The sequence below is a fragment of the Marinobacter mangrovi genome, assembly GCF_016798325.1.
Lineage (GTDB): Bacteria > Pseudomonadota > Gammaproteobacteria > Pseudomonadales > Oleiphilaceae > Marinobacter_A > Marinobacter_A mangrovi.
In genome coordinates this window covers 793,274-817,836 of the sequence record NZ_JAERVO010000001.1, presented here as the reverse complement: position 1 = coordinate 817,836, position 24,563 = coordinate 793,274, and the positions used below count along the sequence as shown (strand labels likewise).

The window sequence follows — 24,563 nt, the reverse complement described above, 5'->3', positions numbered from 1 at the left end:
GTGTCGCGGTCAAGCAGATGGGCCGCCGGACGCACACATACTATTTCTACATGTCAGCGCCATCGCGGGCCGGCCGCCCAGAGAACCGGCGCTGATTCCCAATAAGCGAGCCAGACTTGACCACCGTCTTTACTAGGAGCCAGTCATGCAGAAATATTCCGGATTCGGGCTGCTGAAACACGCCCTGACCTACCACGAAAACTGGCAGCGTGTCTGGCGTAACCCCAAACCCAAGCGCAAGTACGACGTCATTATTGTGGGCGGTGGTGGTCACGGCCTGGCAACCGCCTATTACCTCGCCAAGGAACATGGCATCACCAATGTGGCGGTGGTTGAAAAGGGCTACCTGGGCGGCGGCAACACCGCACGGAACACCACCATCGTGCGTTCCAACTACCTGTGGGACGAAGCCGCCCTGCTCTACGAGCACGCGATGAAGCTCTGGGAAGGCCTCTCCCAGGACCTCAACTACAACCTGATGTTCTCCCAGCGGGGCGTACTGAATCTAGGCCATACGCTGCAGGACATGCGCGACATCCAGCGCCGGGTGAACGCCAACCGCCTGAACGGCATCGACAGTGTCGCGCTGGACACCCAGGGCGTGCAGGAGATCGTGCCGATCATGGACTGCAACGCGAACCGGCGTTACCCGGTGCTGGGCGCCTCCTGGCAGCCCCGGGCCGGTGTCGCCCGGCATGACGCCGTGGCCTGGGGCTTTGCCCGCGCCGCCGACGCCATGGGCGTGGATCTGATCCAGCAATGCGAAGTGACCGACATTATCACCGAGGACGGCACCGCCGTCGGCGTGGACACCAAACAGCACGGCGTGCTGCGCGGCGACCGGATCGGCTGCGTGGTGGCCGGTAACTCCGGCGTGCTGGCCAAGATGGCCGGTTTCGAGCTGCCGGTAGAGTCGCACCCCCTGCAGGCGCTGGTGTCCGAACCCATCCGTCCGATCCTGGACACGGTGGTCATGTCGAATCACGTCCACGGCTATATTTCCCAGTCCGACAAGGGCGACCTGGTTATCGGGGCCGGTATCGACGGGTACAACGGCTACGGCCAGCGCGGGTCCTACCCGACGATCGAGCATACACTCCAGGCCATCGTGGAAATGTTCCCGATTTTCAGCCGGGTGCGCATGAACCGTCAGTGGGGCGGCATCGTCGACACCTGCCCGGATGCTTGCCCGATCATCTCCGATACGCCGGTTGAAAATCTGTTCTTCAACTGCGGCTGGGGGACCGGCGGCTTCAAGGCAACCCCCGGCTCCGGTCACGTCTTCGCCAGCACGCTGGCCAAAGGCAAGGCCCACGAACTGGCCAAGCCCTTCTCCATGTTCCGCTTCCATAACGGTGCGCTGATCGACGAACACGGCGCTGCAGGCGTCGCCCACTAACGGAGGACATTCCATGTTTTATATCTACTGTCCCTATTGCGGCGAGCACCGGGAAGAAGAAGAGTTTCATGCGAAGGGCCAGGCGCACCTGGCGCGTCCGGAAGACCCGGATGCCTGCAGCGACGAGGAATGGGGGAATTTCCTCTACTTCCGCTCGAATCCCCGCGGCCTGTACCACGAGCTCTGGGTCCACGCCATAGGCTGTCGCAAATTCTTCAACATCGCGCGCGACACCCAGACCTACGAGATCCTGGAAACCTACCGGATCGGCGAGTCGCCGAACCTGTCCCAATCCACCGAACAACTGCAGTCCTGAGAGGCGAACCATGACCCAATCCAACCGTCTCCCGCGCGGCGGCCGTATCGACCGCAGCCGCCCGCTGACCTTCCAGTTCAATGGGCAGACCTATCAGGGCTTTGCCGGCGACTCCCTGGCCTCCGCACTGCTGGCTAACGGAGTCGACGTCATCGGTCGCAGTTTCAAGTACAGCCGCCCGCGCGGCATTGTGGCCGCCGGAGCCGAGGAACCGAATGCGGTTTTCCAGATCGGCGCCACCGAAGCGACCCAAACCCCCAACGTTCGGGCCACACAGCAGGAACTGTTTGAAGGGCTGGTCAGCCAGCCCACCAGCGGGTGGCCGAACCTCAAGTTCGACTTCATGGGGGTCATGGGGACGATCCTGGGGCGGATGCTGCCGCCGGGCTTCTACTACAAGACCTTTATGTTCCCGCAGGCCGCCTGGGACACCTATGAGAAATACATCCGCAAGGCCGCCGGCCTGGGGCGCTCCCCCCGCGAGCCGGATGCGGACATCTACGACCACCTGAACCAGCACACAGACGTCCTGGTCGTCGGCGCCGGTCCGGCCGGCCTTGCGGCTGCCCTTTCGGCGGCCCGTTCCGGCGCGCGGGTCATTCTCGCCGACGAGCAGGCTGAAATGGGTGGCTCGCTGCTGGATGGCGGCGATACCCTGGACGGCCAGCCCGCTGCGAAATGGCTGAAGGCCACACTGGAAGAGCTGGCCAGCTACGACAACGTTTTGCTGCTGCCCCGCTCCACCGTCAACGGCTATCACGATCACAACTTCCTGACGATCCATGAGCGGCGCACCGATCACCTCAGCGATCGCGCGCCGGCCGGCCAATCCCGGCAGCGTCTGCATCGGGTGCGCGCCCAGTGGGTCGTCCTGGCCACCGGCGCCCACGAGCGGCCGCTGGTGTATGGCAACAACGATCTGCCGGGCTGCATGCTCGCGTCGGCCGTATCGACCTACATCAACCGCTACGCCGTGGTTCCGGGCCAACGGCTGGTGCTGATGACCACGAACGACAATGCCTACCGGACCGCCTTCGACTGGCAGGATGCCGGGCGTGAGGTGGTGGCGATCGTCGATACCCGCCAGGGCGCCGCCGGAGCCTGGCAAGCGGAAGCCCGCCGGCGCGGCATCAAGGTCCTGACCGGCCATGCCGTGATTGAGGCCCGGGGACGCAAGCATGTTCAGGGCGCGGTCGTCAGCGGACTCAGTGCCGACGGCAGTCAGGCCCTCGGCAGCGATCAGGTGCTGGTATGCGACACCATCGCCACCTCCGGTGGCTGGAGCCCGGCCGTGCATCTGTCCTGCCATACCGGCAGCCGTCCGATCTGGGACGATGACGTGATCGGCTTCGTCCCGGGCAAAACCGTCCAGAAACAGCTGGTGGCAGGTGCCGTAGCTGGCCACTTCGGCCTCAACGAATGCCTGGAAGAAGGCGCCAGCCTCGGGGCCCTGGCGGCCACCAATGCCGGCTTTACCGCGGAGCCTGCAGCCGTGCCTGCGGCGGAAACCCGCCCGGAAACACGACCGATGGCGCTGTTCTGCGTGCCACACCACAAGCGCAACAGCCGTGCGCCCAAACAGTTCGTGGACTTCCAGACCGACGTGACCGCTGCCGCCATCGAGCTGGCCACCCGGGAAGGCTTCGAATCCATTGAGCACGTCAAGCGCTACACCGCGATGGGCTTCGGTACGGATCAGGGCAAGCTGGGCAACATCAACGGCATGGCGATTGCCGCCAAGTCGCTGAACCAGACGATTCCGCAAACCGGCACCACCATTTTCCGTCCGAACTACACACCGGTAACCTTCGGCGCCATCGTCGGACGGCATGTGGACGACCTGTTTGATCCGAAGCGCTACACCGCCATGCACGAGTGGCACGTCAAGCACGGTGCCAAGTTCGAGGATGTCGGCCAGTGGAAACGCCCGTGGTATTACCCGAAGCCGGGTGAAACCATGCAGCAGGCGCTGAACCGGGAGTGCCTGGCCACCCGCAACAGCATCGGCATTCTCGATGCCTCAACGTTAGGCAAGATCGACATACAGGGCAAAGACGCCCGTGAGTTCCTCGGCCGGGTCTACACCAACGCCTGGGCCAAGCTCGCCGTCGGCAAATGCCGTTACGGCCTCATGTGCCATGAGGACGGCATGGTGTTCGATGACGGGGTCACATCGTGCCTCGGTGAGAACCACTTCCTGATGACCACCACCACCGGCGGTGCGGCCGGTGTTCTGGAATGGCTGGAGCTCTATCACCAGACCGAGTGGCCGGAGCTGGAAGTCTACATGAACACCGTCACCGATCACTGGGCCACGATGACCATCGCCGGACCGAACGCACGCAAGCTGCTGGCGGAACTGACCGATGACATAGACCTCGACCGGGATACCTTCAAGTTCATGGACTGGCGCCAGGGCACCGTCGCGGGCGTGCCGGCTCGGGTCTTCCGCATCTCGTTCACCGGTGAGCTGTCCTACGAAATCAATGTCCAGGCACATTACGGCCTGCACGTCTGGGAAAAGCTCTTTGAACACGGCGCCAAGTATGACCTCACGCCCTATGGCACCGAGACGATGCACATCCTGCGGGCCGAAAAAGGCTTCATCATCGCCGGACAGGACACCGACGGTTCGGTGCATCCCTACGACCTGGGCATGAGCTGGGCCGTGAAGGAAGACAAGCCGTTCAGCTTTATCGGCAAGCGCGGCATGAAGCGGGAAGACTGTGTACGGACCGATCGCAAGCAGTTGGTCGGCCTGAAGACCCTCGACCCGGGCATCGTGCTGCCGGAAGGTGCCCAGGCCGTGGACGACCCGAACCAGCCGAAGCCGATGCGGATGCTGGGCCACATCACGTCCAGCTACTACAGCGCCAACCTGAAGCGTTCGATCGCGATGGGTGTGATCCGCAACGGTCACAACCGTGAAGGCGATATCGTCTACTACCCACTGGAAAACGGCCGCGTCGTCGAGGCGGAAATCTGCGGCACGATCTTCCTGGACCCGAAAGGAGAGCGTCAAAATGTCTGAAGTCACCAACACGGCTGTCGACACAGCCGTTACGCCGGGCGTCGCTTTGATGGATCAGCAACCGGACAGCACGGTACCGGCCCGCAGCCCGCTCCATCACGTGGCCCGCGCCCAGACCGGTCAGGCTTCCGCGAACGCGCGCGTTTTCATCTGGGAAGAGGCGCTCAAAACCCATCTGGTGCTCCGGGGTAACGCCGAGTCCGCCGGCTTCCGGGACGGGGTTAAGGCGGCGACCGGCCTGGACCTGCCTGAGGCGCTGCAAAGCCAGTCCAAAGGCGACTGGTCGCTGAGCTGGATCACGCCGGACGAATGGCTGCTGGTGGGTCCCGGTGACCAGGCCTTTACGATGGAAAGCCACCTTCGCAATCACCTGGACGGTCACTACGCCATCATCAATGTCGGCGGCGGGCAGTCCATCGTCCGCCTGTCGGGTGCCGAAGCCCGGTCGGTCCTGATGAAAAGCTGTCCCTACGACGTCCATGACCGTAATTTCCCCGTAGGCAAGATCGTGACGACGGTCCTGGGCAAGACCCAGGCGACGTTACGGCGCCTGGGCGACAGCGACTGGGAGCTTGTCGTGCGTCGCAGCTTCGCCGACTACATCTGGCGCTGGCTGCTGGATGCCGCGGGTGAATACGGGGTGCATGTTGGACCACTGCTCACCGCCGTCAGGGGCCAGGCCAGCCAGAAAGCCGACGCCAGCACCGTGTAGATCGGGGGTTCGAAAACCGACCCCGTCCACCCGGAGGCGGCGCCAGATAGCCGGACTCCGGGTGAATGGTTTGCTGACAACAACGGCTTGCTGAAGAAAACCGGAAGGTATCAACGCCATGACCGCACATGAAGATCTCTGGATACTCACGGCCCAGTGCCCCAGCCGACTGGGCACCGTCGATGTGGTGACCCGTAGCCTCGCCGAGACCGAGAACTATGTCTTTGCGATGAATTCCTTCGACGATCGTGCGACGGAAAGCTTCAGCATTCGCGTCGAACTCCGCCCGCTCGGCGGCCAGCAGTCGCTGGATCGCTTTTGTCAGGTGTTCGAGGACCGGGCCGCGGCTTTCGACATGCAATGGGAGCTGAAAGCACCGGATCATCGCCCGCGCGTGGCGATCCTGGTCTCGAAATACGATCACTGTCTCAACGACCTGCTTTACCGCTACCGCAAGGGCGAACTGGCGATGGACATCCCCCTGATCATCTCCAACCACCCGGATCTCAAGCCCTTGGCAGACTGGCACGGTATCCCCTATTTTCACCTGCCCATCACGCCGGACACCAAACCCCGACAGGAGGCTGAGCTCTGGCAACTGGTTGAGGATCACGACTGCGAACTGGTCGTACTTGCCCGCTATATGCAGGTCCTGTCGCCGGAACTGGCCGCCAGGCTGGATGGGCGTGCCATCAACATCCACCACTCCCTGTTACCGGGATTCAAGGGGGCCAAGCCGTATCACCAGGCCTGGGAGAAAGGCGTGAAATTGGTAGGCGCGACCGCGCACTACGTGAACGACGACCTCGACGAGGGCCCCATCATCACCCAGGGCGTGCAGTCCGTGGATCACGGGCACTACCCGGAGGATCTGGTGGCCAAGGGCCAGGACATCGAGAGTCAGACCCTGGCCCGGGCCGTGCGCTACCACATCGAAAAGCGGGTATTCCTTCACGGCAACCGGACCGTGGTCTTCCCCGATTGAGCACGTTCGCCCGGGCTGGCGCGCCCAGACGGTCAACGCCCGAACGAATAGAACGCCTCGTTCGGGCGCATGTTGCTGACATTGGCGATGCGATTGGACATCCCGAAGAAGGCCGAGATACCTGAAATATCCCAGATGTCATCTTCGGTAAATCCATGCGCTTTCAGCGTCTCGAAATCGCTCTCGTCGACCTGCTGGGCATTGCGGGACACCTTCATGGCGAAATCCAGCATCGCCTTCTGGCGATCGGTGATGTCTGCCTTGCGGTAGTTGGTGGCCACCTGGTCGGCGATCAACGGGTTCTTCGCCCGCACCCGGAGAATAGCGCCGTGGGCGATCACGCAGTACTGGCATTCATTGGCGCTGCTGGTGGCAACGACGATCATTTCCCTTTCCGCCTTGGTCAGGTTACCCGGCTTTTCCATCAGGGCATCGTGATAGGCAAAGAACGCGCGAAACTCGTCCGGGCGGTGTGCCAGGGCCAGGAACACGTTGGGAATGAACCCCGACTTCTCTTGAACAGCCTCGATACGTTCCCGGATATCGTCAGGCAGTGTTTCGAGTTCAGGTACGGGGAAACGGCTGATGTTCTTGTTGGTTGTGTGTTCCACATTGCTCTCCATCGGGTGGACGAATCGATACAGGGTCTCAGTGAGCCAGTGCAAACGGTTGACCATGTTCGGCCCACTCGGAATCCGGCACGATCACGATCTTACCGAGGTAGCCGCTCCCCCGATTGACGAAATAGCGCTCCGCGTCGTGCAGGTCCGATAATTTGAAGGCGGCATGCAGCACCGGCTGGAGCTGCCCGCCGCGGATCCAGTCCATCAACTGCGCCGCTTCCTCGCGAGTGCCGTGGGACACGCCGAAGATCTGGACCTGATAGAGGTAGATTCGTGTCCACATGATTTCCGTGACGTTATCGGCGCTGGCACCGGCAATGCTCAGCCTCGGATAATCCTGGCGCGAGTTCATGTCGAAAATCATGGCGTCGATGAAATGATTGGTCATCTCACCGCCCGCCAGATCCATCACGGCATCCAGTGGCGCGCCGCCGGTCACCGCTTTGACCTGTTCCTCGAACTGACTCATGTCCGAGCGGTCCAGCACCGCCTCGGCACCCAGGGCTTTCAGTTCGTCGGCTTTGCTTTGCTGACTCAAGGCATAGGGTACGGCACCAACAATCCGGCAGAGCTGTATCAGGGCCGTGCCCACGCCACCGCTGGCCCCGGTGACCAGAACGCGTTCCCCCGCTTTGACGCGGGCGGAGGTCATCATGTGATAAGCCGTCTGGTAAGAGCACATACCCATGGATGCCAGCTCGGCATCCGCCAGATCCGGGTTGGGAATGTGGTGGAATTGATCGGAAGGCACCGCGATGTATTCCGCGTAGCCGCCGTCGGCGCCGTGACCGTAGTAGTCCGGCGTCAGGTTGATATCCCGACGATCGTCGGCGTAGATGTTGAAGTCCAACAAGCTCCGCTCGCCAAGTCGCGATTCATCGACGCCCTCACCGACCGCCACGACCCGACCGACCACATCCGCCCCCTGAATTCGCGGAAAGGTCAGGGTCGGCTCGCCTCCCATGGCAAAGGACGTCACATCGCCCTTATCCCTGGTCGGATACAAACCTTCCCGGGCCTTGCGATCCGTGTTGTTCTTGGCGGTCGCCGTCACCTTCACCAGGACCTGCCCCCGCTCGGGTTTGGGCGTGTCCATGTCCTGGTAAACCAGCTTGTCCACGTCGCCGTGGCCTGTGAGCACCATGGCTTTCATCGTTTCCGGAATCGTGGGCTTGCTCATCGTTGGGCACCTTTGGTCGCTGGATGGGTATGTGACCTTGTACTGTCTTCAGACCTTAGCAAACCCTGCAGGGAGCGCCTACGGCATTAGACCATTGCGGCTATCCTTCACCCTGATCAGAAGCTAATCGCCCCGGTACCGCAGCGCCTCAAGCACGACGCGGAACGCGGCCGTTTGCTGGCGTCGGCTTGGGTAATAAAGATGGTAGCCCTCGAACGGTTCGGACCACTCGGCCAGGACTTCCTGCAATTCGCCTCGGTCCAGATATTCCTGCACCAGGTTATCGGGCAACTGGACCAGTCCGATGCCTTCCAGGCTGGCCTGGAGGATCTGAAGCACGCTGTTCATGATGAGGGGCCACTGACGCGCACCCGAAACTCATTGTCGCCGCTGCCGAATTCCCACGGATACAGCCCGCCACGAGTCGGCAGCCTGAGGTTGATGCAGCGGTGGCTGGTCAGTTCCTCGGGTCGCTGGGGGATGGAATAGCGCGCGAGATATTCTGGAGATGCGACGGTCACCAGACGCATGCGCGGGGCAATCGGCACAGCGATATCATCCGGTGTCATTGCGGACGTCGCCACTGGCAAGGCGCGACGGACAAAACCGCCATGCAGCACGTGGCCGTTCAGGAAGCGCTGGATGGCAAGCCCGTCGATTGGTATGAGCCGGTCACCGACAACGTTTACCTCGCCGGTCCGGTTAAAAAGGATTGATGAAGAATAAGGCCGCGGCAACATGGCTGGGCGTGCGCCGACGTGACTTAGAGCCGATGCTTTTCACCGCAACAGTCATCGGGCCCGGGATTCGAAACGGTCTCGTCGGCTTCGCCTGCCGCCCATTCTCCCCTTGTTTGAACGCCTCCGGTCCGCGCCGTATCACCGTCCGGACCGGACGCATTCCATTCCTGCCAGGCTTCCGTAAGTACCTTCCAGGCGGAATGCAGGAACAGTGCAGCAATCGCCAGGCCTACGATCACGTCCGGCCACAGGGAGTCCGTGTAAAAGACAAGTACAGCTGCCGCGATCACACTGGTGTTAGCGACAAGGTCGTTTCGTGAGCACAGCCAGGTCGAGCGCATGTTCAGGTCGTCGCTGCGGTGTGCATTCAGCAAGAGGAAGCAGGCCGTGTTGGCGACCAGTGCAACGAGAGCGATCGCGCCCATCCACTCAGCTTGGGGGACGATCCCGAGCAGGCTCTTGTTGATGGCTTCGATAATAACCATGACGCCGAACAGCAGCATGAAGATGCCTTTCACCATCGCAGCGCCGGCGCGGGTGCGGGCGCTGCGATGCAGGGCGTACAAGGTCAACGCGTAGACGGTGGCATCGCCGAACATATCCAGCGAGTCCGCAAGCAGCGCGGTGGATCCGACCCATAAACCGCCAAAAAACTCGAACAGAAACATGGCCGTGTTGATGGCGAGAACGATGTAGAGCACTCGTCCCTGCCGCCCTTTCAGTTCAGCCAGTTCTCCTGCTTTGTTCTCGCAACAGCTATCCATCCAAACACCCTGGTCCGATACACATTGTTTACAACAATAAAGGTTGTAGTCGTTACAGGGTCAAGCGAAAACGCTGCGGTGCCGGCGAGGCCGGAAGTCTCCATAGCCTCGCCGATGTAATGATCAGAAAAGCCGCATTAATCCGCCTCATGCTTGGTGGGCGGCGTACGGATCCGCTCACACGGGATACACTGGAACCTCCACGCCCGAATGTAGCCCATCGCGCCGGCACCACGCCCGCCGCCGGGCCGCTCAGAGGTGGGATGAATTTATCGTCATGTCCCTTAACGTCTGAGAATTTGTTAGACAACCGCCGGATGATCCATGCTGGTAGCTTCTACAGGCATATTGAGGGGCACATGCTTGGCTTTCCAAGATTGATCTACACCTTGTTTGTCGCGGCAACCCTGTTGCTTGGGGTGGCACTCTCAATCTGGAATCCATACGGGCTCATCCCCTGGGCCATACTCCCCATGCTGGCCGTGGTCGGCGCTTTCGATCTTCACTCGAAACATAATGTGCTGCGCAACTACCCGATTCTGGGCCACTTGCGGTACCTCTTGGAATTTGTCCGCCCCGAACTCCGGCAGTATTTTTTCGAGTCCGAACAAAGCGGTCGCCCGTTCAATCGCGAGCAGCGGGATATCGTCAACAAACGAGCCGACGGGCAGAGCGACACGGTGCCGTTTGGTACCCGGCGCGATGTCGAGGGAGCAGGCGCCGATTTCGCCCAGCATTCCATTGCGCCCAAGCAGGTCGATCCAACCTACGGGCGAATCATGATAGGCGGGCCGCAGTGTTCAAAACCCTATAATTCCTCGCGGTTGAACATTTCCGCCATGAGCTTTGGCTCATTGTCCAGCAACGCCGTTCTGGCCATGAACAAGGGCGCCAAACTGGGCCACTTCGCCCAGGATACCGGCGAAGGTGCCATCAGCCCCTACCACAAGGTGCACGATGGTGACCTGATCTGGGAAATTGCCAGCGGCTATTTTGGCTGCCGCACGCGCGACGGCCGTTTCAACAGCGACGAGTTCGCCCGGAAAGCCTCGGACGACCAGGTGAAGATGGTCGAGATCAAGGTCTCCCAGGGCGCCAAACCCGGCCACGGCGGACTGCTTCCCGGGGTCAAGGTCAACCGGGAGATCGCCGAGACCCGGGAAATCGAAGAAGGCAAGGACTGCCTCTCCCCGGCCCAGCACCCGGAGTTCGATACCCCCGTCGGCCTGCTTCGATTCATGCAGCGCCTGCGGGAGCTCTGCGGCGGCAAACCGGTCGGCTTCAAGTTGTGTCTGGGCAAACGCGACGAATTCATGGGCATCTGTAAAGCGATGCTGGACTCAGGGATACAGCCGGACTTCATAACCATTGACGGTGCCGAGGGCGGCACGGGGGCCGCACCGGCGGAATTCGAGGATTTCATCGGGACGTACATCAACGAAGCCCTGCCCTTCGTCGACAACTGCCTGAAGGGCATTGGCAAGCGCGATGACATCGTCGTGATCGCCAGTGGCAAGGTCGCAACGGGCTTCGACATGGTCACCAAGCTCGCCCTGGGCGCGGACATGTGCAACGCCGCCCGTGCGTTCATGTTTGCCGTCGGTTGCATCCAGGCCCAGCGTTGCCATACGGACACATGCCCGACCGGCGTAACGACTCAGAACCCGGCCCGTTCAAAATCCTTGGACGTGCCATCCAAGGCCTTGAGGGTGCGCAACTTCCACGACGCCACCGTCCAGTCCCTGCTCGATATAACCGGAGCCCTGGGGCTGACCTCGCCGGACCTGCTCGGTCCCGAACACATCTATCACCGCCCCGAATATGGCCCGGCCTGTACGTATCGGGAAATGCATCCCCGGGTGGCCACCGGCGACTTTCTCTCCGGAGCATTACCACCCGACTACGCCGCGGATTGGGAAAAAGCCAGTGCCAGCCGGTTCTAGCGTCGATCACGATCCCTGCGGCAGACCGGTTTTCGATCACGCCTTGTGATCCTCTAAGCAAACCGACCGATCAATTGGAGGAATCATGACACAGACAGTAAGCGATTTTATTGTCGAACGCCTGAAGACCTGGGGAATCGGCAGGGTTTACGGCTACTCGGGCGATGGCATCAACGGCATGATGGCCGCACTACGCCGGGCCGAGCCCGACATTCGTATAGTCAAACCCCAGCATGAGGAGATCGGGGCCTTTATGGCCAGTGCCCACGCCAAATTTACAGGGCAAGTCGGCGTGTGCATTTCCACCTCCGGCCCGGGAGCGGTCCATTTACTGAATGGGCTTTACGATGCCAAGAAAGATCATATGCCGGTACTGGCCATTGTTGGCCAGCAGTCTCGCGCAAGCCTGGGTACCGATTACCAGCAGGAAATCGACCTGACGTCGTTATTCAAGGACGTTGCTGGCCATTACGTGCACATGGTGTCCGATCCCGTCCAGGCACGGCATCTCATCGACCAGGCCATCCGCATTGCCCTGGCACGACGAACCGTCACCGCCATCGTCGTACCCAACGATGTCCAGGATCTGGAAATGGAAATGCCGTCAGCCTCCCACGGCGCTGTTTACTCCGGTGTTGGCTATCGCAAGCCGGCCTGGCTGCCGGCTTCCAATGATCTCGACGAGGCTGCCGCCATACTCGACGAGGGCCAAAAGGTGGCGATTCTGGCCGGCGCCGGCTGTAAGCATGCTGTCGACGAAGTTATGGCGCTGGCCGACAAGATCGGTGCCGGGGTCGCCAAGGCCTTGCTCGCCAAAGTCATTGTCCCGGACGATCGTGACTTCGTGACCGGTACGATGGGGCTCCTGGGAACACAGCCCAGCCAGATGCTGATGGATAACTGCGATACGTTGCTTATGGTTGGCACTCGTTTCCCCTATGCAGAATTCCTGCCTCCTGAGGGTCAGGCAAGAGCCATACAGATCGACATCGATGCCGAAGCGCTCGGACTTCGCTATCCCACCGAGGTCAATCTACACGGGGATGCGGCGGCTATCGTCCAGGCGTTGATCGAACGCGTGTCCCTAAAAGAGGATCGCAGCTGGCAAGAAAAAATCATCGAGGAAACCCGGGATTGGTGGGCATTGCTCGGCAAACGAGCCCAGACTTCCGCGTCGCCGATCAACCCCCAGTATGTGTTCTGGTCACTCAACCAACAACTCCCGGATAACGTCATGCTTGCCTGTGATGTCGGTTCGGCAACCAACTGGTATGCCCGTTACCTGAAGATTGGCAGCGACATGATGGGATCGGTGTCAGGCGGACTGGCGTCGATGGGTAACGGGGTCCCCTACATCCTTTCCGCCAAGTTTGCCTACCCTGATCGTCCCGGCGTGGCGATGGTCGGTGACGGCGCCATGCAGATGCTCGGCAACCAGGCCCTAATCGGCATCTCACAGTACTGGCAGGAGTGGGAAGATCCCCGCTGTATCGTTCTGGTCCTTAACAATCAGGATCTCAATCAGGTCAGTTGGGAGCAACGCATCATGGAAGGCGATCCCAAATACGAAACATCCCAGGACCTTCCCGATTTTGCGTACGATCAGTACGCGGAGATGCTCGGTCTCAAGGGTTTGCGCATGGCTCAGCCGGAGGATGTGGATCGCGTCTGGGAAGAAGCCCTCAACGCGGACCGCCCCGTCGTCATCAATGCTTACGTCGATCCGGAAATCGGCCCCCTGCCCCCACACATCAATTTCGATCAGGCCAAGGGATTCATCGCCTCGATGATCAAGGGCGATCCGTCAGCCTATCGCATGATGAAGCAGTCCCTGAAACAGTTGGCGGCCAAACACTGACATTGAGCGCCATGATCCGCCACCAGAGGCTGTCAGCTCCGGGGCGACGCGAACGTCAAATGTTACGCACATCAAGGGAGGGCAACCGTATGCAAAAGACTACCCATCATTTCGCCCGGCGCGTCAATGATCTATCGGAATCTGCCATATTCCGCATTGGCGCTCGCGCAAAGGCCTTGACTCATGACGGTCACGACATCGTCAGATTGGATGCCGGCGAACCTGACTTCAACACGCCTCAAGGAATTATCGATGCGGCAAAACAGGCCCTGGACGACGGCTTTACCCGATACACTGAAATTGGTGGCTTACCGCAATTAAAGGACGCTATCCAGCGTAAGCTCGAGATCGAGAACCACCTTCACTACAGTCATGAGCAGATCATGCACACCTGCGGTGCCAAGCAGGGTCTTTTCAACGCGTGCCTGTCGCTGCTTGGACCGGGTGACGAGATCGTGATCCCGACACCTCATTGGGGAACCTACCCGGCCATTGCAGATATCGCCGCTGCTAAGATCGTCAATGTGACCACTCGTTACGAAGACGGTTTCGTGTTGACTCCGGAATCGCTCGAGTCGGCTCTCACTGACCGTACCCGTGTTCTCATTCTCAACAGCCCCAACAATCCAACCGGTCAGGTGTATAGCCGTGAGGATCTGGCGGCATTGGGTAATGTGCTTTTGAAATACCCAAACGTCGTCATCCTGTCTGACGATATCTATGAACATTTGCGGTTTTCTGACGTGCCCTATACCAACATCGTCAATGTCTGCCCGTCATTAAAGAATCGCACGGTGGTCATCAATGGGGTGTCCAAGGCCTATGCCATGACCGGGTGGCGAGTGGGCTTCGCGGCCGGGCCTGAAGATATTATCAAGGAGATGCAAAAGCTCCAGGGCCAGACAAATTCCCACACTGCGGCTGTCTCACAAGTCGCGGCGACAGCCGCTTTAAATGGGGGGCTCGACGAGGTTAAAAAAATGACGCAGGTGTTTTCCGACAGAGCTCACCAGGTTGCCGATGGCCTGAAGAAGATAGAACGGATCAAATGCCTTCCTGCTCAGGGCAGTTTCTACTGCCTGCCAGACTTTTCTCCCGTCATCGAATCCCTGTCTGACGTTAACGATGATCGGGAATTGGCCGATTGGCTGTTGGATGAACTGGGCATTGCCATGATCCCCGGCTCTGCGTTCAATGCACCGGGACATATGAGACTTTCTTTCGCGGCGAATGACCAATCCATTCAAAAAGGTCTGGTTCGTCTGAAGCAGGCATTTGCGTAACCAGCTTCCGGCGGCGGCAAGGACGCCGATGCACGTCTTACACAGAACGCCAGTCAGACACCCTCACGAGGAGTTTTGCAGGGACCACGTTGTCGTGGTTCATACTATCCCATAAAAAGACCCGCCGCTTTTTCCAATGAAACGTATGGCGGGTCTTTATGCTCAACGGCTACCACTCAACACAAATCTTGCCGAAATGCTGGCCACTTTCCTGATGGCGGAACGCATCAGCCAGTTGCTCGAAGGGGAAGGTGCGGTCAATCACCGGTCGAATCCCGGTCTGGTTCAGGGCGGCGACATACGCCTGTTGCTGGCGGCGGTTGCCTACAATCAAGCCCTGTAGCCTTGCCTGTTTGGCCATCAGCGCCCCGGTGGGAATGTCGCCCTGACGGCCGGTCAGCACCCCGATCAGTGCGATGTGACCGCCCACGGCAACCGCATTGATCGACTGGGCCAAGGTCCCTGGGCCGCCCACCTCCACGACGTGGTCGACGCCTCGTCCGTCGGTAAGATCCTGAACCGCGCTGCCCCACTCCGGCGTGGTGCGATAGTTGATCAGGTGATCGGCACCCAATGCCTGTACCCGCTTGAGCTTGTCATCCGAGGACGACGTGGCAATGACGGTGGCTCCCATGGCCTTTGCGATCTGAATGGCCGCAATGGATACGCCGCCAGTACCCAGCGTGAGCACAGTATCCCCGGCCTTGATCCCGCCATTCACGACAAGAGCCCGCCAGGCGGTCAGGCCTGCTGTGGTAATGGTGGCCGATTCGGCATGGCTCCAGCCTTCGGGTGAGTGCGTGAAGGCCGTCGCCGCCCGCACCACGTGCGTGGCTGCAAAGCCATCGATACCGTCACCCGGCGTTCCCGCAAAGTTACCCACGGACGGGATAGGTGTTCCATCCAGCCATTGCGGGAAGAAACCGGAAACCACGTGGTCTCCGACGGCAAACTCGGTGACGCCGTCACCCACCGCCTCGACCACGCCGGCACCATCGGACATGAGTACCCGCTGGTCGTCTGACGGAATCATTCCCGCGGCCACCAGTAGATCGTGGAAGTTCAGGGAACTGGCCTTGATGGCGACGCGGACTTCTCCCGGACCGGGTTCGCCCGGATCCCGGGACTCGATGGCGTCGATTCGATCGAATCCGCCCGGGGCATTCAGTACCATGGCTTTCATTCCAGAGCCTCCTTTCCTGTCGCGTTAGGGCTGTTGGCCAACGTTTCCCCGCTCGCCGGGAACGTCGGCTTGACCGTTGTCGATCATGGTACGTCACCTGACGCCACACCGATTGCCGGATACTCCATCAGGTTTGCGGCTCCGTGCTTTCGGTCACTTGTTGCCAACCAGGATAACTAGCGATGCTTGTGAAAGAACAGATGCCCACAAAAAAGCCCGGATGCAACACATCCGGGCTTTCTACTGCCGGGCTGAATTATTCGGACGCGGCAATCAGGCTGGCGTTACCGCCGGCTGCGGTGGTATCCACACACAGGTGACGCTCAAGCACGAAGCGCTGATCCAGGTTCTGCTCGGTGACCAGCGGGATCAATACCCCGTCGCGCTGGGCCAGTGCCAGGCGGTAGTCCCGGAGGACCGCCGTTTCAGCCACGCTGACAACGGCGTCAAAACCGTTGGCTTTGGTCAGCGCCTCCGCTTCCAGGATGCCATTCACCCCGACGATCGGCAGGCCAGCCTTGGCGGCTTCGGCCACGGTCTTCTCGACGTCCGGCGCCACAACCACGACCTGGTTGCCTTGGGACAGTGCTACACCGGCCTGCTTCAGGGCGGATTCCGCGTCCGGCCCCAGGCACAGGATGACGCCGCGGGCGTAATCCGTCAGGCGGTTCAGCTCACCGGTCGGTCCCGGCAGATCCTCGGAATGACCATCCAGCGGCGCCGGCACGTCACCGAAGATCGGCTTGAGCAGCTCTTCGCGCCCTTTGGGCTTGGTGGCTTTCTGGCCTGCGGCCTGATCAATCAGCTTCTGCAGTCCTTTGGCGTCAATGCGCTTGGCGCTGTTGTCCAGCGGCTTCTCGATCTTCTCGTTCTTGAGGAAGCGCCGCACGTAGTGCGGACCGCCTGCCTTGGGACCGGTGCCGGACAGCCCTTCCCCACCGAACGGCTGGGAACCGACGATGGCGCCGATCTGGTTGCGGTTGACGTAGGTGTTGCCCACTTTGATGCGGCTGGCAATACGCTCGACCCGGCGATCCACACGGCTATGAATGCCGAACGTCAGGCCGTAGCCCTTGGCGTTAACCGCATCCACGACCTTGTCGATGTCCTTCGCCTGGAACGTAGCGACGTGCAGGACCGGACCGAAGATTTCCTCTTCCATCTCCTCGATGCCGCTGACCTTGATCACGGCCGGCGACACGAAGCGGCCTTTCTCGGGCACGTTCATCGTCTTCAGCAACTGGCCCTTCTTGTCGTACTTGGCGCAGTACTCGGTAATCTTCTTGTGGGCATTGTCATCAATAACCGGGCCGACGTCCGTGGACAGTTGCCAGGGATCGCCAATGCCCAGTTCTTCCATCGCGCCGTAAAGCATTTCCAGCAGGTGGTCGGCGATGTCTTCCTGCACATAGAGCATGCGCAGCGCCGAACAACGCTGGCCGGCGCTCTGGAAGGACGACGCCAGCACGTCACGCACCACCTGTTCCGGCAGCGCCGTAGAATCGACAATCATGGCGTTCAGACCGCCGGTTTCGGCGATCAGCGTGGCGTCCGGCGCCATGTTCTCGGCCATCTTGCGGTTGATGTTCTGTGCCGTTGCCGTAGAGCCGGTGAAGCAGACGCCGGCAATGCGGGCGTCAGAGGTAATAGCCCCGCCCACGGTGCTACCGGTGCCCGGCAGCAACTGCAGTGCGTCTTTCGGGATGCCGGCTTCGTGCATCAGCTGGACCGCTCGATACGCCAGCAGTGACGTGGACTCGGCCGGCTTGGCGATGACTGCATTACCGGCGGCAATGGCGGCCATGATCTGACCGGTGAAGATCGCCAGCGGGAAGTTCCACGGGGAAATACAAACCATCGTGCCGCGGGCGTCGCCGGCATCTTTATAGCGGATCGCTTCATTGGCGTAGAACTGACAGAAGTCCACGGCTTCACGAATTTCCGCAACGGCATCCAGCAGGGATTTACCGGCTTCGCGGGTGGTCAGTGCGAACAGTTCGTGGGCGTGCTCTTCGTACAGATCACCGACCTTGCGCACGCATGCAGCGCGCTCTTCGACCGGTTTGGCCGACCAGCTGTTGAAGCCATCCTGGGAGGCGTTGATGGCCACCTCCACATCGGCGTCCGATGAATAGGTGATGTGGCCCACCAAGTCTTCCGGATCCGCCGGGTTGCGGACCACCTGGACTTCAGCGCCAACCGGTTCGCCGGCGGTAATCGGACCGCCTTTCCAGCGATGGGTCTTGAACGGTGCGCGACCCTGTTCAATTTCCTCGATGGTGACTGGATCTGTGATGTCCCAGCCCTTGGAGTTGCGGCGCTGCTTGCCGAAGAGGTCGGCCGGCCGCACGATCGCCTTACTGGAGATGTTTTCCCCCATGGCTTCGACCGTATCGATCGGGTCCTTGGCGATTTCTTCCGGGGTAATCCGGGTGTCGACAATCTGGTTCACGAAGGAGCTGTTAGCGCCGTTTTCCAGAAGACGACGTACCAGATAGGCCAACAAGTCCTGGTGGGCACCCACCGGTGCGTAAATACGGCAAGGCACGCCACTGTCCTTCAGCACCTGATCGTGCAGGGATTCACCCATGCCGTGTAGACGCTGGAATTCGAAGCGATCCCGATCCACATCCTTGGCCAGCTCCAGAACCGCGGAAACAGAATGCGCATTGTGGGTCGCAAACTGCGGATAGATGCGGTCCGTCATGCCCAGCAGCTGTTTGGTACACGCCAGGTAGGACACATCACTGCAGGCTTTGCGGGTGAAGACCGGGAAGCCGCTCAGGCCCATGACCTGGGCGCGCTTGATCTCGGCATCCCAGTAGGCGCCTTTCACCAGGCGCACCATGATGCGGCGGTCCAGCTTGGCGGACAGCGCATAGAGCCAGTCCAGCACGTGGGACGCCCGCTTGCCGAAGGCCTGGACGACCACACCGAAGCCGTCCCAGCCGGCCAGTTCCGGATCGGACAAAATCGCTTCGATCACGTCGAGCGACAGGTCCAGGCGATCCGCCTCTTCCGCGTCGATATTGAAGCCCATATTGGCTTTAGCCGCTTTCTTGGCCAGCTCCAGGGCGCGGGGCATCAGCTCGTTCATGACGCGTTCTTTCTGGCCGTATTCGTAACGGGCCAGCAGCGCGGACAATTTGACGGAGATGCCGGGATTGGTCCGCACATCGCCTTTGCAATTCTTGGCAATCGCGTCGATGGCGTCGGAATAGGCGTTGTAATAGCGAACGGCGTCCGCATCGGTACGCGCGGCTTCGCCCAGCATGTCGTAGGAGTAGGTGTAGCCACGGGCCATGTAGCTCTTGCCGTTGTCCTGGGCTTCTTCGATATCGCGGCCCAGCACGAACTGGCGGCCCATCTCTTTCATGGCCTGGCCGGCCACGGTTCGCACCACGGGTTCGCCCATGCGCTTGACCATTTTGCGCAGGGTTTCGCCCACGGTCTGGCGCTCGGAATCCTTCAGCAGGTTGCTGGTCATCAGCAGGGCCAGCGTGGTGGAGTTGATCAGGCCGGACGCGGCCTTGCCCACGTGAGCGCCCCAGTTCCCGGAGGTAATCTTGTCTTCGATCAGCGCATGGATGGTGGTGTTGTCCGGCACACGCAGGAGCGCTTCCGCCAGGCACATCAGCGCAACGCCTTCCTTGGTGGTCAGACCGTACTCGGCAAGGAACTTCTCCATGATCGTGGGGCGCGCGTTGCTGCGAACATCACGCACCAGATCGGCGGCGCGGGCAGTAATCGCCTCACGCTCGGCCTTGGACAACTGGGCGTCAGCAATCAGCTCACGGATGACTTTATACTCGTCGGCCAGGTAGTACTGGCGGATCGCCTGGCGGCTCTCAATGAGCGATGGAGTCGTTGATTGCTGCGGTTTCATAGCTGTCACCTCGTCATTGTTCGTCTCTCGTTGCATTCTACCGAGAGAGACGGAGTCATTTTTCCTATTAAAACCATTTGCATGCGACGGTTTATCTTTTTTCAACCTTCTACATTGCTGCATTTCCTGGACAAAAAGTTAAAAACAGGAAATGTGGCCTTTACCTATACCAGAGCGTGCCAATGATCGTGTGTCAGGCCACTTCAGTGCCCAGTTCCCGCAGGACTCCGTGAGCAACAGAAAATACTGCACAATCAATGACATTCGTCGCTTGCATATCCGCCAGCATCTGTTGCCAGCGTTGTATCTGCGTTTGCTTCACGTCGTGCCAGACGGCAAGCATCTGTTGAGGCGTTCCCGCCTTGTCACTGGTATGGAAAACACTGGCGGTCAGGTTGCGGAGCTGATGATCCAGCTCATCCCGGTAATGACTGGTAGCAAGTGACTGCCAGTGCCCCTTGGCACGGAAGGCCCGCATCTGACGATCCAGCCACGTCAGTTTCAGGCCCTCACCCAGTGAGAAGTAGACTTCAGCCACTGCGGACAACGGCTGATCGAACTGTCGCGCAACCTCGATGATGTCCAGCAGCCAATAGCGACTCTCGATCGAGGCGCAGTAGGCAGCCAGATTATCGGGTACGGACTTGTCTACATAATAAGCATAGCGTTCTTTCCAGCGACTTTCCGGGATCACCGCCTGAAGCGCTTTGACCGAGGTCACCACCTCGGCGAGCGACGGCGAATAGCGCGCCTCGCAGGCGGCGGCGTCGAGCCCTTCGGGCCGATTGCGTAAAATCCAGGTGGTGCTGCGTGTCACCAGCCGGATCAGATCCCGGAACAGCTCCAGTTGCACGCTGGACGGGATCTGGCCATCCAGCGCTTCGATTGCGGCCCATTGGGCGTCTACCCCGTAGATACGCATGGCAATGCGGTAGGCGATCACCACTTCGTCCATATCCGCTCGGGCGGTGTGCAGGATTCGGTCGATCCACGTGATGCCCATCCGGTTGATCAGGTCGTTGGCCAGCTGGGTTGCGGTAATGTCCGCACGCAGCGGGTGATGGTGGATCGCGTCCGGGAAGGTCTCGCGCATGGAGGCGGGGAACGCGCTGAACAGGGCATCCAGGAACCGGTCGTCCAGAACCCGGGGCGACGCCTGCAGGGACTGCTCCAGCTCCAGCTTGGCGTAGGAAATCAGGACGGCCAGTTCCGGTCGGCTCAGTCCACCGCCATGCTCGCGGCGCTCCTGCAGGGCCTCATCATCCGGCAGAAACTCCAGTGCCCGGTCGAGCCGGCCATCGGATTCCAGGCGCCGTATCAGGCGTTCGCACTCGTCCAGGCCGGCCATACCGCCCGCATCGGCGATACTCAACGCCATCGCCTGACGGTAGTTGTTCTTGAGAACCAACTGCGCCACTTCCGGGGTCATCTCGCGCAACAGGCGGTTGCGCTGGTCCATGCTCAGCGCACCGTCGCGGACCTGCGCATTGAGCAGGATTTTCATGTTCACTTCGTGGTCAGAGCAGTCGACGCCGCCGGCATTGTCGATAAAGTCCGTATTCGCCGCGCCGCCACGACGGGCAAAGTCGATACGCGCCCGCTGGGTAAAGCCCAGGTTACCGCCCTCGCCCAGAACCCGGCAGCGCAGCTGGTTGCTGTCCACCCGGACCGGGTCGTTGGTTTTGTCGCCGACGTCCTCGTGGGATTCGCCCGGTGCCTTGACATAGGTGCCGATGCCACCGTTCCAGATCATGTCCACGGGGGCTTTCAGCAACGCACTGATCAGGTCGTTCGGGGCCATGCGGCCAGCTTTAATGCCCAACGCTTTGGCCATCGGCTTGGAGACGGGAATGGACTTGAGGGCGCGCGAAAATACGCCACCGCCCTCGCTGATCTTCGCGGCGTCGTAGTCCGCCCAACTCGAACCGGGCAGCTCGAACAGGCGCTGACGTTCTTTGAAGGAAACGGCCGCGTCCGGGGTCGGATCGACAAAGATATGCAGGTGATTGAAGGCGCCGACCAGTCGGATCTTGTCCGACAGCAGCATGCCATTGCCGAAAACGTCCCCGCCCATGTCCCCGATGCCGACGACGGTAAACGGATCGGATTGGGTGTCGATGCCTTTCTCGAGGAAGTGCCGCTTCACCGATTCCCAGGCACCACGGGCGGTGATCCCCATTTTCTTGTGGTCGTAGCCCTCGCTGCCGCCGGAAGCAAAGGCGTCGCCCAGCCAGAAGCCATAATCGCTCGCCAGACGGTTGGCGATGTCCGAGAAGGTGGCGGTTCCCTTATCGGCGGCGACTACCAGGTAGGGATCGTCGTCATCGTGCCGCACGACGGCTTTCGGCGGCACGATGGTGCCGGCATCCAGATTGTCGGTCAGATCCAGCAGGCCGCGGATGAAGGTCTGGTAGCAGGCGATGCCCTCTTCCTGCAGTGCCGCCCGGGAGGGATCGGCCGGCGGCTGCTTGACGATGAAGCCGCCTTTGGCGCCCACCGGGACGATGACCGAGTTCTTGACCTGCTGGGCCTTCATCAGCCCGAGAATCTCGGTGCGATAGTCTTCCGCGCGGTCCGACCAGCGCAGGCCGCCCCGGGCCACCGGTCCCGCCCGCAGATGCACCCCTTCCACCCGGGGCGAATAGACGAAGATCTCGAATCGTGGGCAGGGCTTGGGCACATCCGGAATGGTCTGGGGGTCGATCTTGAAGGACACGTATGGCTTGAACTGCCCGTCTTCCTGCTGGTAGAAGTTGGTTCGGGAGATCGCCTTGATCAGCACGAAGAAGCGCCGCAGGATGCGATCGTCATCCAGGCTTTCAACGCCTTCCAGGGCGGCCAGGATCGCCTGCTCCACCTCCGCTTCCTGCTTTGCACGCTGTTTGGGTTTGGCAATATCCGGCTGGAATCGTACCTGGAACAACCGGATCAGCTGGACGGTAATGTCCACGTGACGACACAGGGTCTCCGCCAGGAAATGCTGACTGAAACCAAAGCGCAACTGCTTGACGTAGCGTGCGAAGGCCCGCAGGACGGACACTTCACGCCACCCCAGCCCCGCCACCAGGATCAACCGGTTAAAGGTGTCGTTCTCGGCGAAGCCGTTCCAGATTTCCCGGAAGGCCTCCTGCAGAAGGCCCCGGGTGGCGTCATCTCCGGCGCTCGCCGGCTCGCCCAAGACCTCCACAGTAAAGTCGCTGATACCAAAGACTTTTCCGTCGCTACGCTCGATCACGTAGGGATGCTCGTCGAGCACGCGCATGCCCAGGTTTTCGAGCAGGGGCACCACGTCGGAAAGAATCACCGGCTTGCCGCTGCTGTAGAGTTTGAACGACAGGGTGTTGCCGTCCTGATCCCGATCGGCGTGGAAGCGCATCGGCACATCGGCGCTGACGGCGATGGACTGGAGCTCGGCCACATCGTTAACCGCGGCTGCGCTGGAGAAGCGGTTCCGATAGCCCGTCGGAAAGGCGTTGGCGTAGAGCGTACCGTTGAACTCGCCCATTTTTTTGCCGAAAGCGTCCATCAGCCCCTTCCGGAATTCATCATCCCAGGAGCGCGTCTGCGCCATCATGCCGGAGACCATTTGCCGTAATCGGGCCCAGCTTTCCGCATCCTGGCGGTCGTCTTCCATGGCGGCGGCGAGTTGTTCAAGCAGGGTGTTCGGGGATGGCGGTCGGCTGTCTGTCATCAGGCATCTCCGGAGAAAGCCGGTGAATATAAAGGGTGAAGCCAGGCGTCTGTGCGGCAGAGATCGCGTGGCTGCGAACGTCCCTCTGTGGACGCTCTCGCCTGACACGCTTCCTACCGCGCAGACTCATAGCCCACAGTATAGGCAATCGCTCGAAGTCGCTTTACCCATTTAGTTTTATTGCGCAGCCGGTTTGTTTATATTTAGCACTTTCGCTAGCCATAAATCTTACCGGGACGAAACATCATGGGCGAACTGGACAGAATTGATCACTCCATCATGCGCGAATTGCAAAAGAACGCCCGGATCACCGTGACGGAGCTGGCTTCCCGGGTGGGTCTGTCCAAAACGCCCTGCCAGGTCCGCATGCGGCGCCTGGAAGAACAGGGCTACATCACAGGCTATACGGCGATGATCAACCAGACAAAACTGGGCCAGAGTCACATCGCCTTTGCACAGGTCACGCTGAGTGACACCAGCAGTAAATCCCTGGCGGCGTTTAATGAAGCCATCCGGCAAATGTCGGCGGTGGAGCAATGCCACATGATCGCCGGCAATTTTGACTATCTGTTGAAAGTCCGCACACGGGACATGGCCGAATACCGCCACGTCCTGGGTGAACAGATCTCCGCCCTGCCCCATGTCCTGCAGACCAGCACCTTCGTGGTCATGGAAAACGTCAAGGACTGAACCGGGCGACCGGCGCCGATTCAAACGCCCCTTTGAACGTATCCGCTCGGCATTTCTTCATATAGATATCGGTGGAACGGCTCAGTTCCAAACAACCGGGCCGTTCTCAAATGGGTCCGACCGACAGTTCCATGCCCCACGGGAATCCCGACCCCGTACCTGCCTCACGCCCCTGGGCTCCACCTGAAAGCGGTTCCTACCGCTACGAAATGACACCGCCTGACATTGACCGAAAAAAACGATTCTGTGGCCTGTTGCACCATCGTCAGCGGCATGAAA

At 60.5% G+C, this 24,563-nt stretch carries 17 protein-coding genes; 9 read left to right on the top strand and 8 right to left on the bottom strand.

Annotated elements, in window-relative coordinates:
• Window positions 1-145 precede the first annotated feature (145 nt).
• The 5 genes from JL474_RS03640 to purU all read left to right on the top strand — a co-directional run bounded on the left by JL474_RS03640 (window position 146) and on the right by purU (window position 6,443).
• Window positions 146-1,399: a sarcosine oxidase subunit beta family protein gene (locus JL474_RS03640; RefSeq protein WP_203140948.1), complete on the top strand. Its 1,254-nt coding sequence runs from the start codon at window positions 146-148 to the stop codon at window positions 1,397-1,399.
• A gap of 13 nt (window positions 1,400-1,412) precedes the next feature.
• Window positions 1,413-1,715, top strand: coding sequence for a sarcosine oxidase subunit delta (locus tag JL474_RS03635; protein WP_123636564.1), 303 nt, complete (start codon window positions 1,413-1,415; stop codon window positions 1,713-1,715).
• Between the two features lie 10 nt (window positions 1,716-1,725).
• Window positions 1,726-4,746, top strand: coding sequence for a sarcosine oxidase subunit alpha (locus JL474_RS03630; RefSeq protein WP_203140947.1), 3,021 nt, complete (start codon window positions 1,726-1,728; stop codon window positions 4,744-4,746).
• A complete protein-coding gene (locus JL474_RS03625; protein ID WP_123636562.1) occupies window positions 4,739-5,458 on the top strand; it encodes a sarcosine oxidase subunit gamma in 720 nt (239 codons plus the stop codon). Before JL474_RS03630 ends, JL474_RS03625 begins: the two co-directional genes overlap by 8 nt.
• Before the next feature lie 118 nt (window positions 5,459-5,576).
• Window positions 5,577-6,443: a formyltetrahydrofolate deformylase gene (gene purU / locus JL474_RS03620; RefSeq protein WP_203140946.1), complete on the top strand. Its 867-nt coding sequence runs from the start codon at window positions 5,577-5,579 to the stop codon at window positions 6,441-6,443.
• A gap of 32 nt (window positions 6,444-6,475) precedes the next feature.
• Here the strand turns inward: purU and JL474_RS03615 are convergent, their stop codons facing one another.
• From JL474_RS03615 to JL474_RS03595, 5 genes are all read right to left on the bottom strand, one after another.
• Window positions 6,476-7,054 (bottom strand): peroxidase-related enzyme, encoded by a 579-nt coding sequence (locus JL474_RS03615; RefSeq protein WP_328797767.1) that lies wholly within the window; start codon window positions 7,052-7,054, stop codon window positions 6,476-6,478.
• A 37-nt stretch (window positions 7,055-7,091) separates the two neighbouring features.
• Window positions 7,092-8,246 (bottom strand): alcohol dehydrogenase catalytic domain-containing protein, encoded by a 1,155-nt coding sequence (locus tag JL474_RS03610; protein WP_203140945.1) that lies wholly within the window; start codon window positions 8,244-8,246, stop codon window positions 7,092-7,094.
• Between the two features lie 123 nt (window positions 8,247-8,369).
• A complete protein-coding gene (locus JL474_RS03605) occupies window positions 8,370-8,594 on the bottom strand; it encodes a LysR substrate-binding domain-containing protein (RefSeq protein ID WP_203140944.1) in 225 nt (74 codons plus the stop codon).
• Entirely contained in the window at window positions 8,591-8,986 is a 396-nt protein-coding gene (locus tag JL474_RS21755) for a type 2 periplasmic-binding domain-containing protein (protein ID WP_203140943.1), read from the bottom strand. The genes JL474_RS03605 and JL474_RS21755 overlap by 4 nt, the downstream gene beginning before the upstream one ends.
• A 23-nt stretch (window positions 8,987-9,009) precedes the next feature.
• Window positions 9,010-9,750 (bottom strand): cation diffusion facilitator family transporter, encoded by a 741-nt coding sequence (locus tag JL474_RS03595; protein ID WP_203140942.1) that lies wholly within the window; start codon window positions 9,748-9,750, stop codon window positions 9,010-9,012.
• A gap of 359 nt (window positions 9,751-10,109) precedes the next feature.
• On the opposite strand from JL474_RS03595, the gene JL474_RS03590 reads away from it, so the two are divergent.
• From JL474_RS03590 to JL474_RS03580, 3 genes are all read left to right on the top strand, one after another.
• Complete coding sequence (locus JL474_RS03590) at window positions 10,110-11,693, top strand: FMN-binding glutamate synthase family protein (RefSeq protein WP_407944045.1); 1,584 nt, start codon at window positions 10,110-10,112, stop codon at window positions 11,691-11,693.
• A gap of 85 nt (window positions 11,694-11,778) precedes the next feature.
• Window positions 11,779-13,551, top strand: coding sequence for a thiamine pyrophosphate-requiring protein (locus JL474_RS03585; RefSeq protein ID WP_203140940.1), 1,773 nt, complete (start codon window positions 11,779-11,781; stop codon window positions 13,549-13,551).
• An 89-nt stretch (window positions 13,552-13,640) separates the two neighbouring features.
• On the top strand, window positions 13,641-14,834 hold the full coding sequence (locus JL474_RS03580; protein WP_203140939.1) for a pyridoxal phosphate-dependent aminotransferase: 1,194 nt from the start codon (window positions 13,641-13,643) through the stop codon (window positions 14,832-14,834).
• A 169-nt stretch (window positions 14,835-15,003) separates the two neighbouring features.
• On the opposite strand, the gene JL474_RS03575 is transcribed toward JL474_RS03580, so the two are convergent.
• The 3 genes from JL474_RS03575 to JL474_RS03565 form a co-directional block, all read right to left on the bottom strand.
• Entirely contained in the window at window positions 15,004-16,017 is a 1,014-nt protein-coding gene (locus tag JL474_RS03575; protein WP_123636557.1) for a zinc-dependent alcohol dehydrogenase family protein, read from the bottom strand.
• Window positions 16,018-16,273: 256 nt separating this feature from the next.
• Entirely contained in the window at window positions 16,274-19,903 is a 3,630-nt protein-coding gene (gene putA, locus JL474_RS03570) for a bifunctional proline dehydrogenase/L-glutamate gamma-semialdehyde dehydrogenase PutA (RefSeq protein ID WP_203140938.1), read from the bottom strand.
• 193 nt (window positions 19,904-20,096) lie between these two features.
• Window positions 20,097-23,594 (bottom strand): NAD-glutamate dehydrogenase, encoded by a 3,498-nt coding sequence (locus JL474_RS03565; RefSeq protein WP_203140937.1) that lies wholly within the window; start codon window positions 23,592-23,594, stop codon window positions 20,097-20,099.
• Window positions 23,595-23,840: 246 nt separating this feature from the next.
• Here JL474_RS03565 and JL474_RS03560 point away from each other — a divergent pair, with 246 nt between their 5' ends.
• A complete protein-coding gene (locus JL474_RS03560; protein WP_123636554.1) occupies window positions 23,841-24,284 on the top strand; it encodes an Lrp/AsnC ligand binding domain-containing protein in 444 nt (147 codons plus the stop codon).
• The last annotated feature ends 279 nt before the right edge of the window (window positions 24,285-24,563 follow it).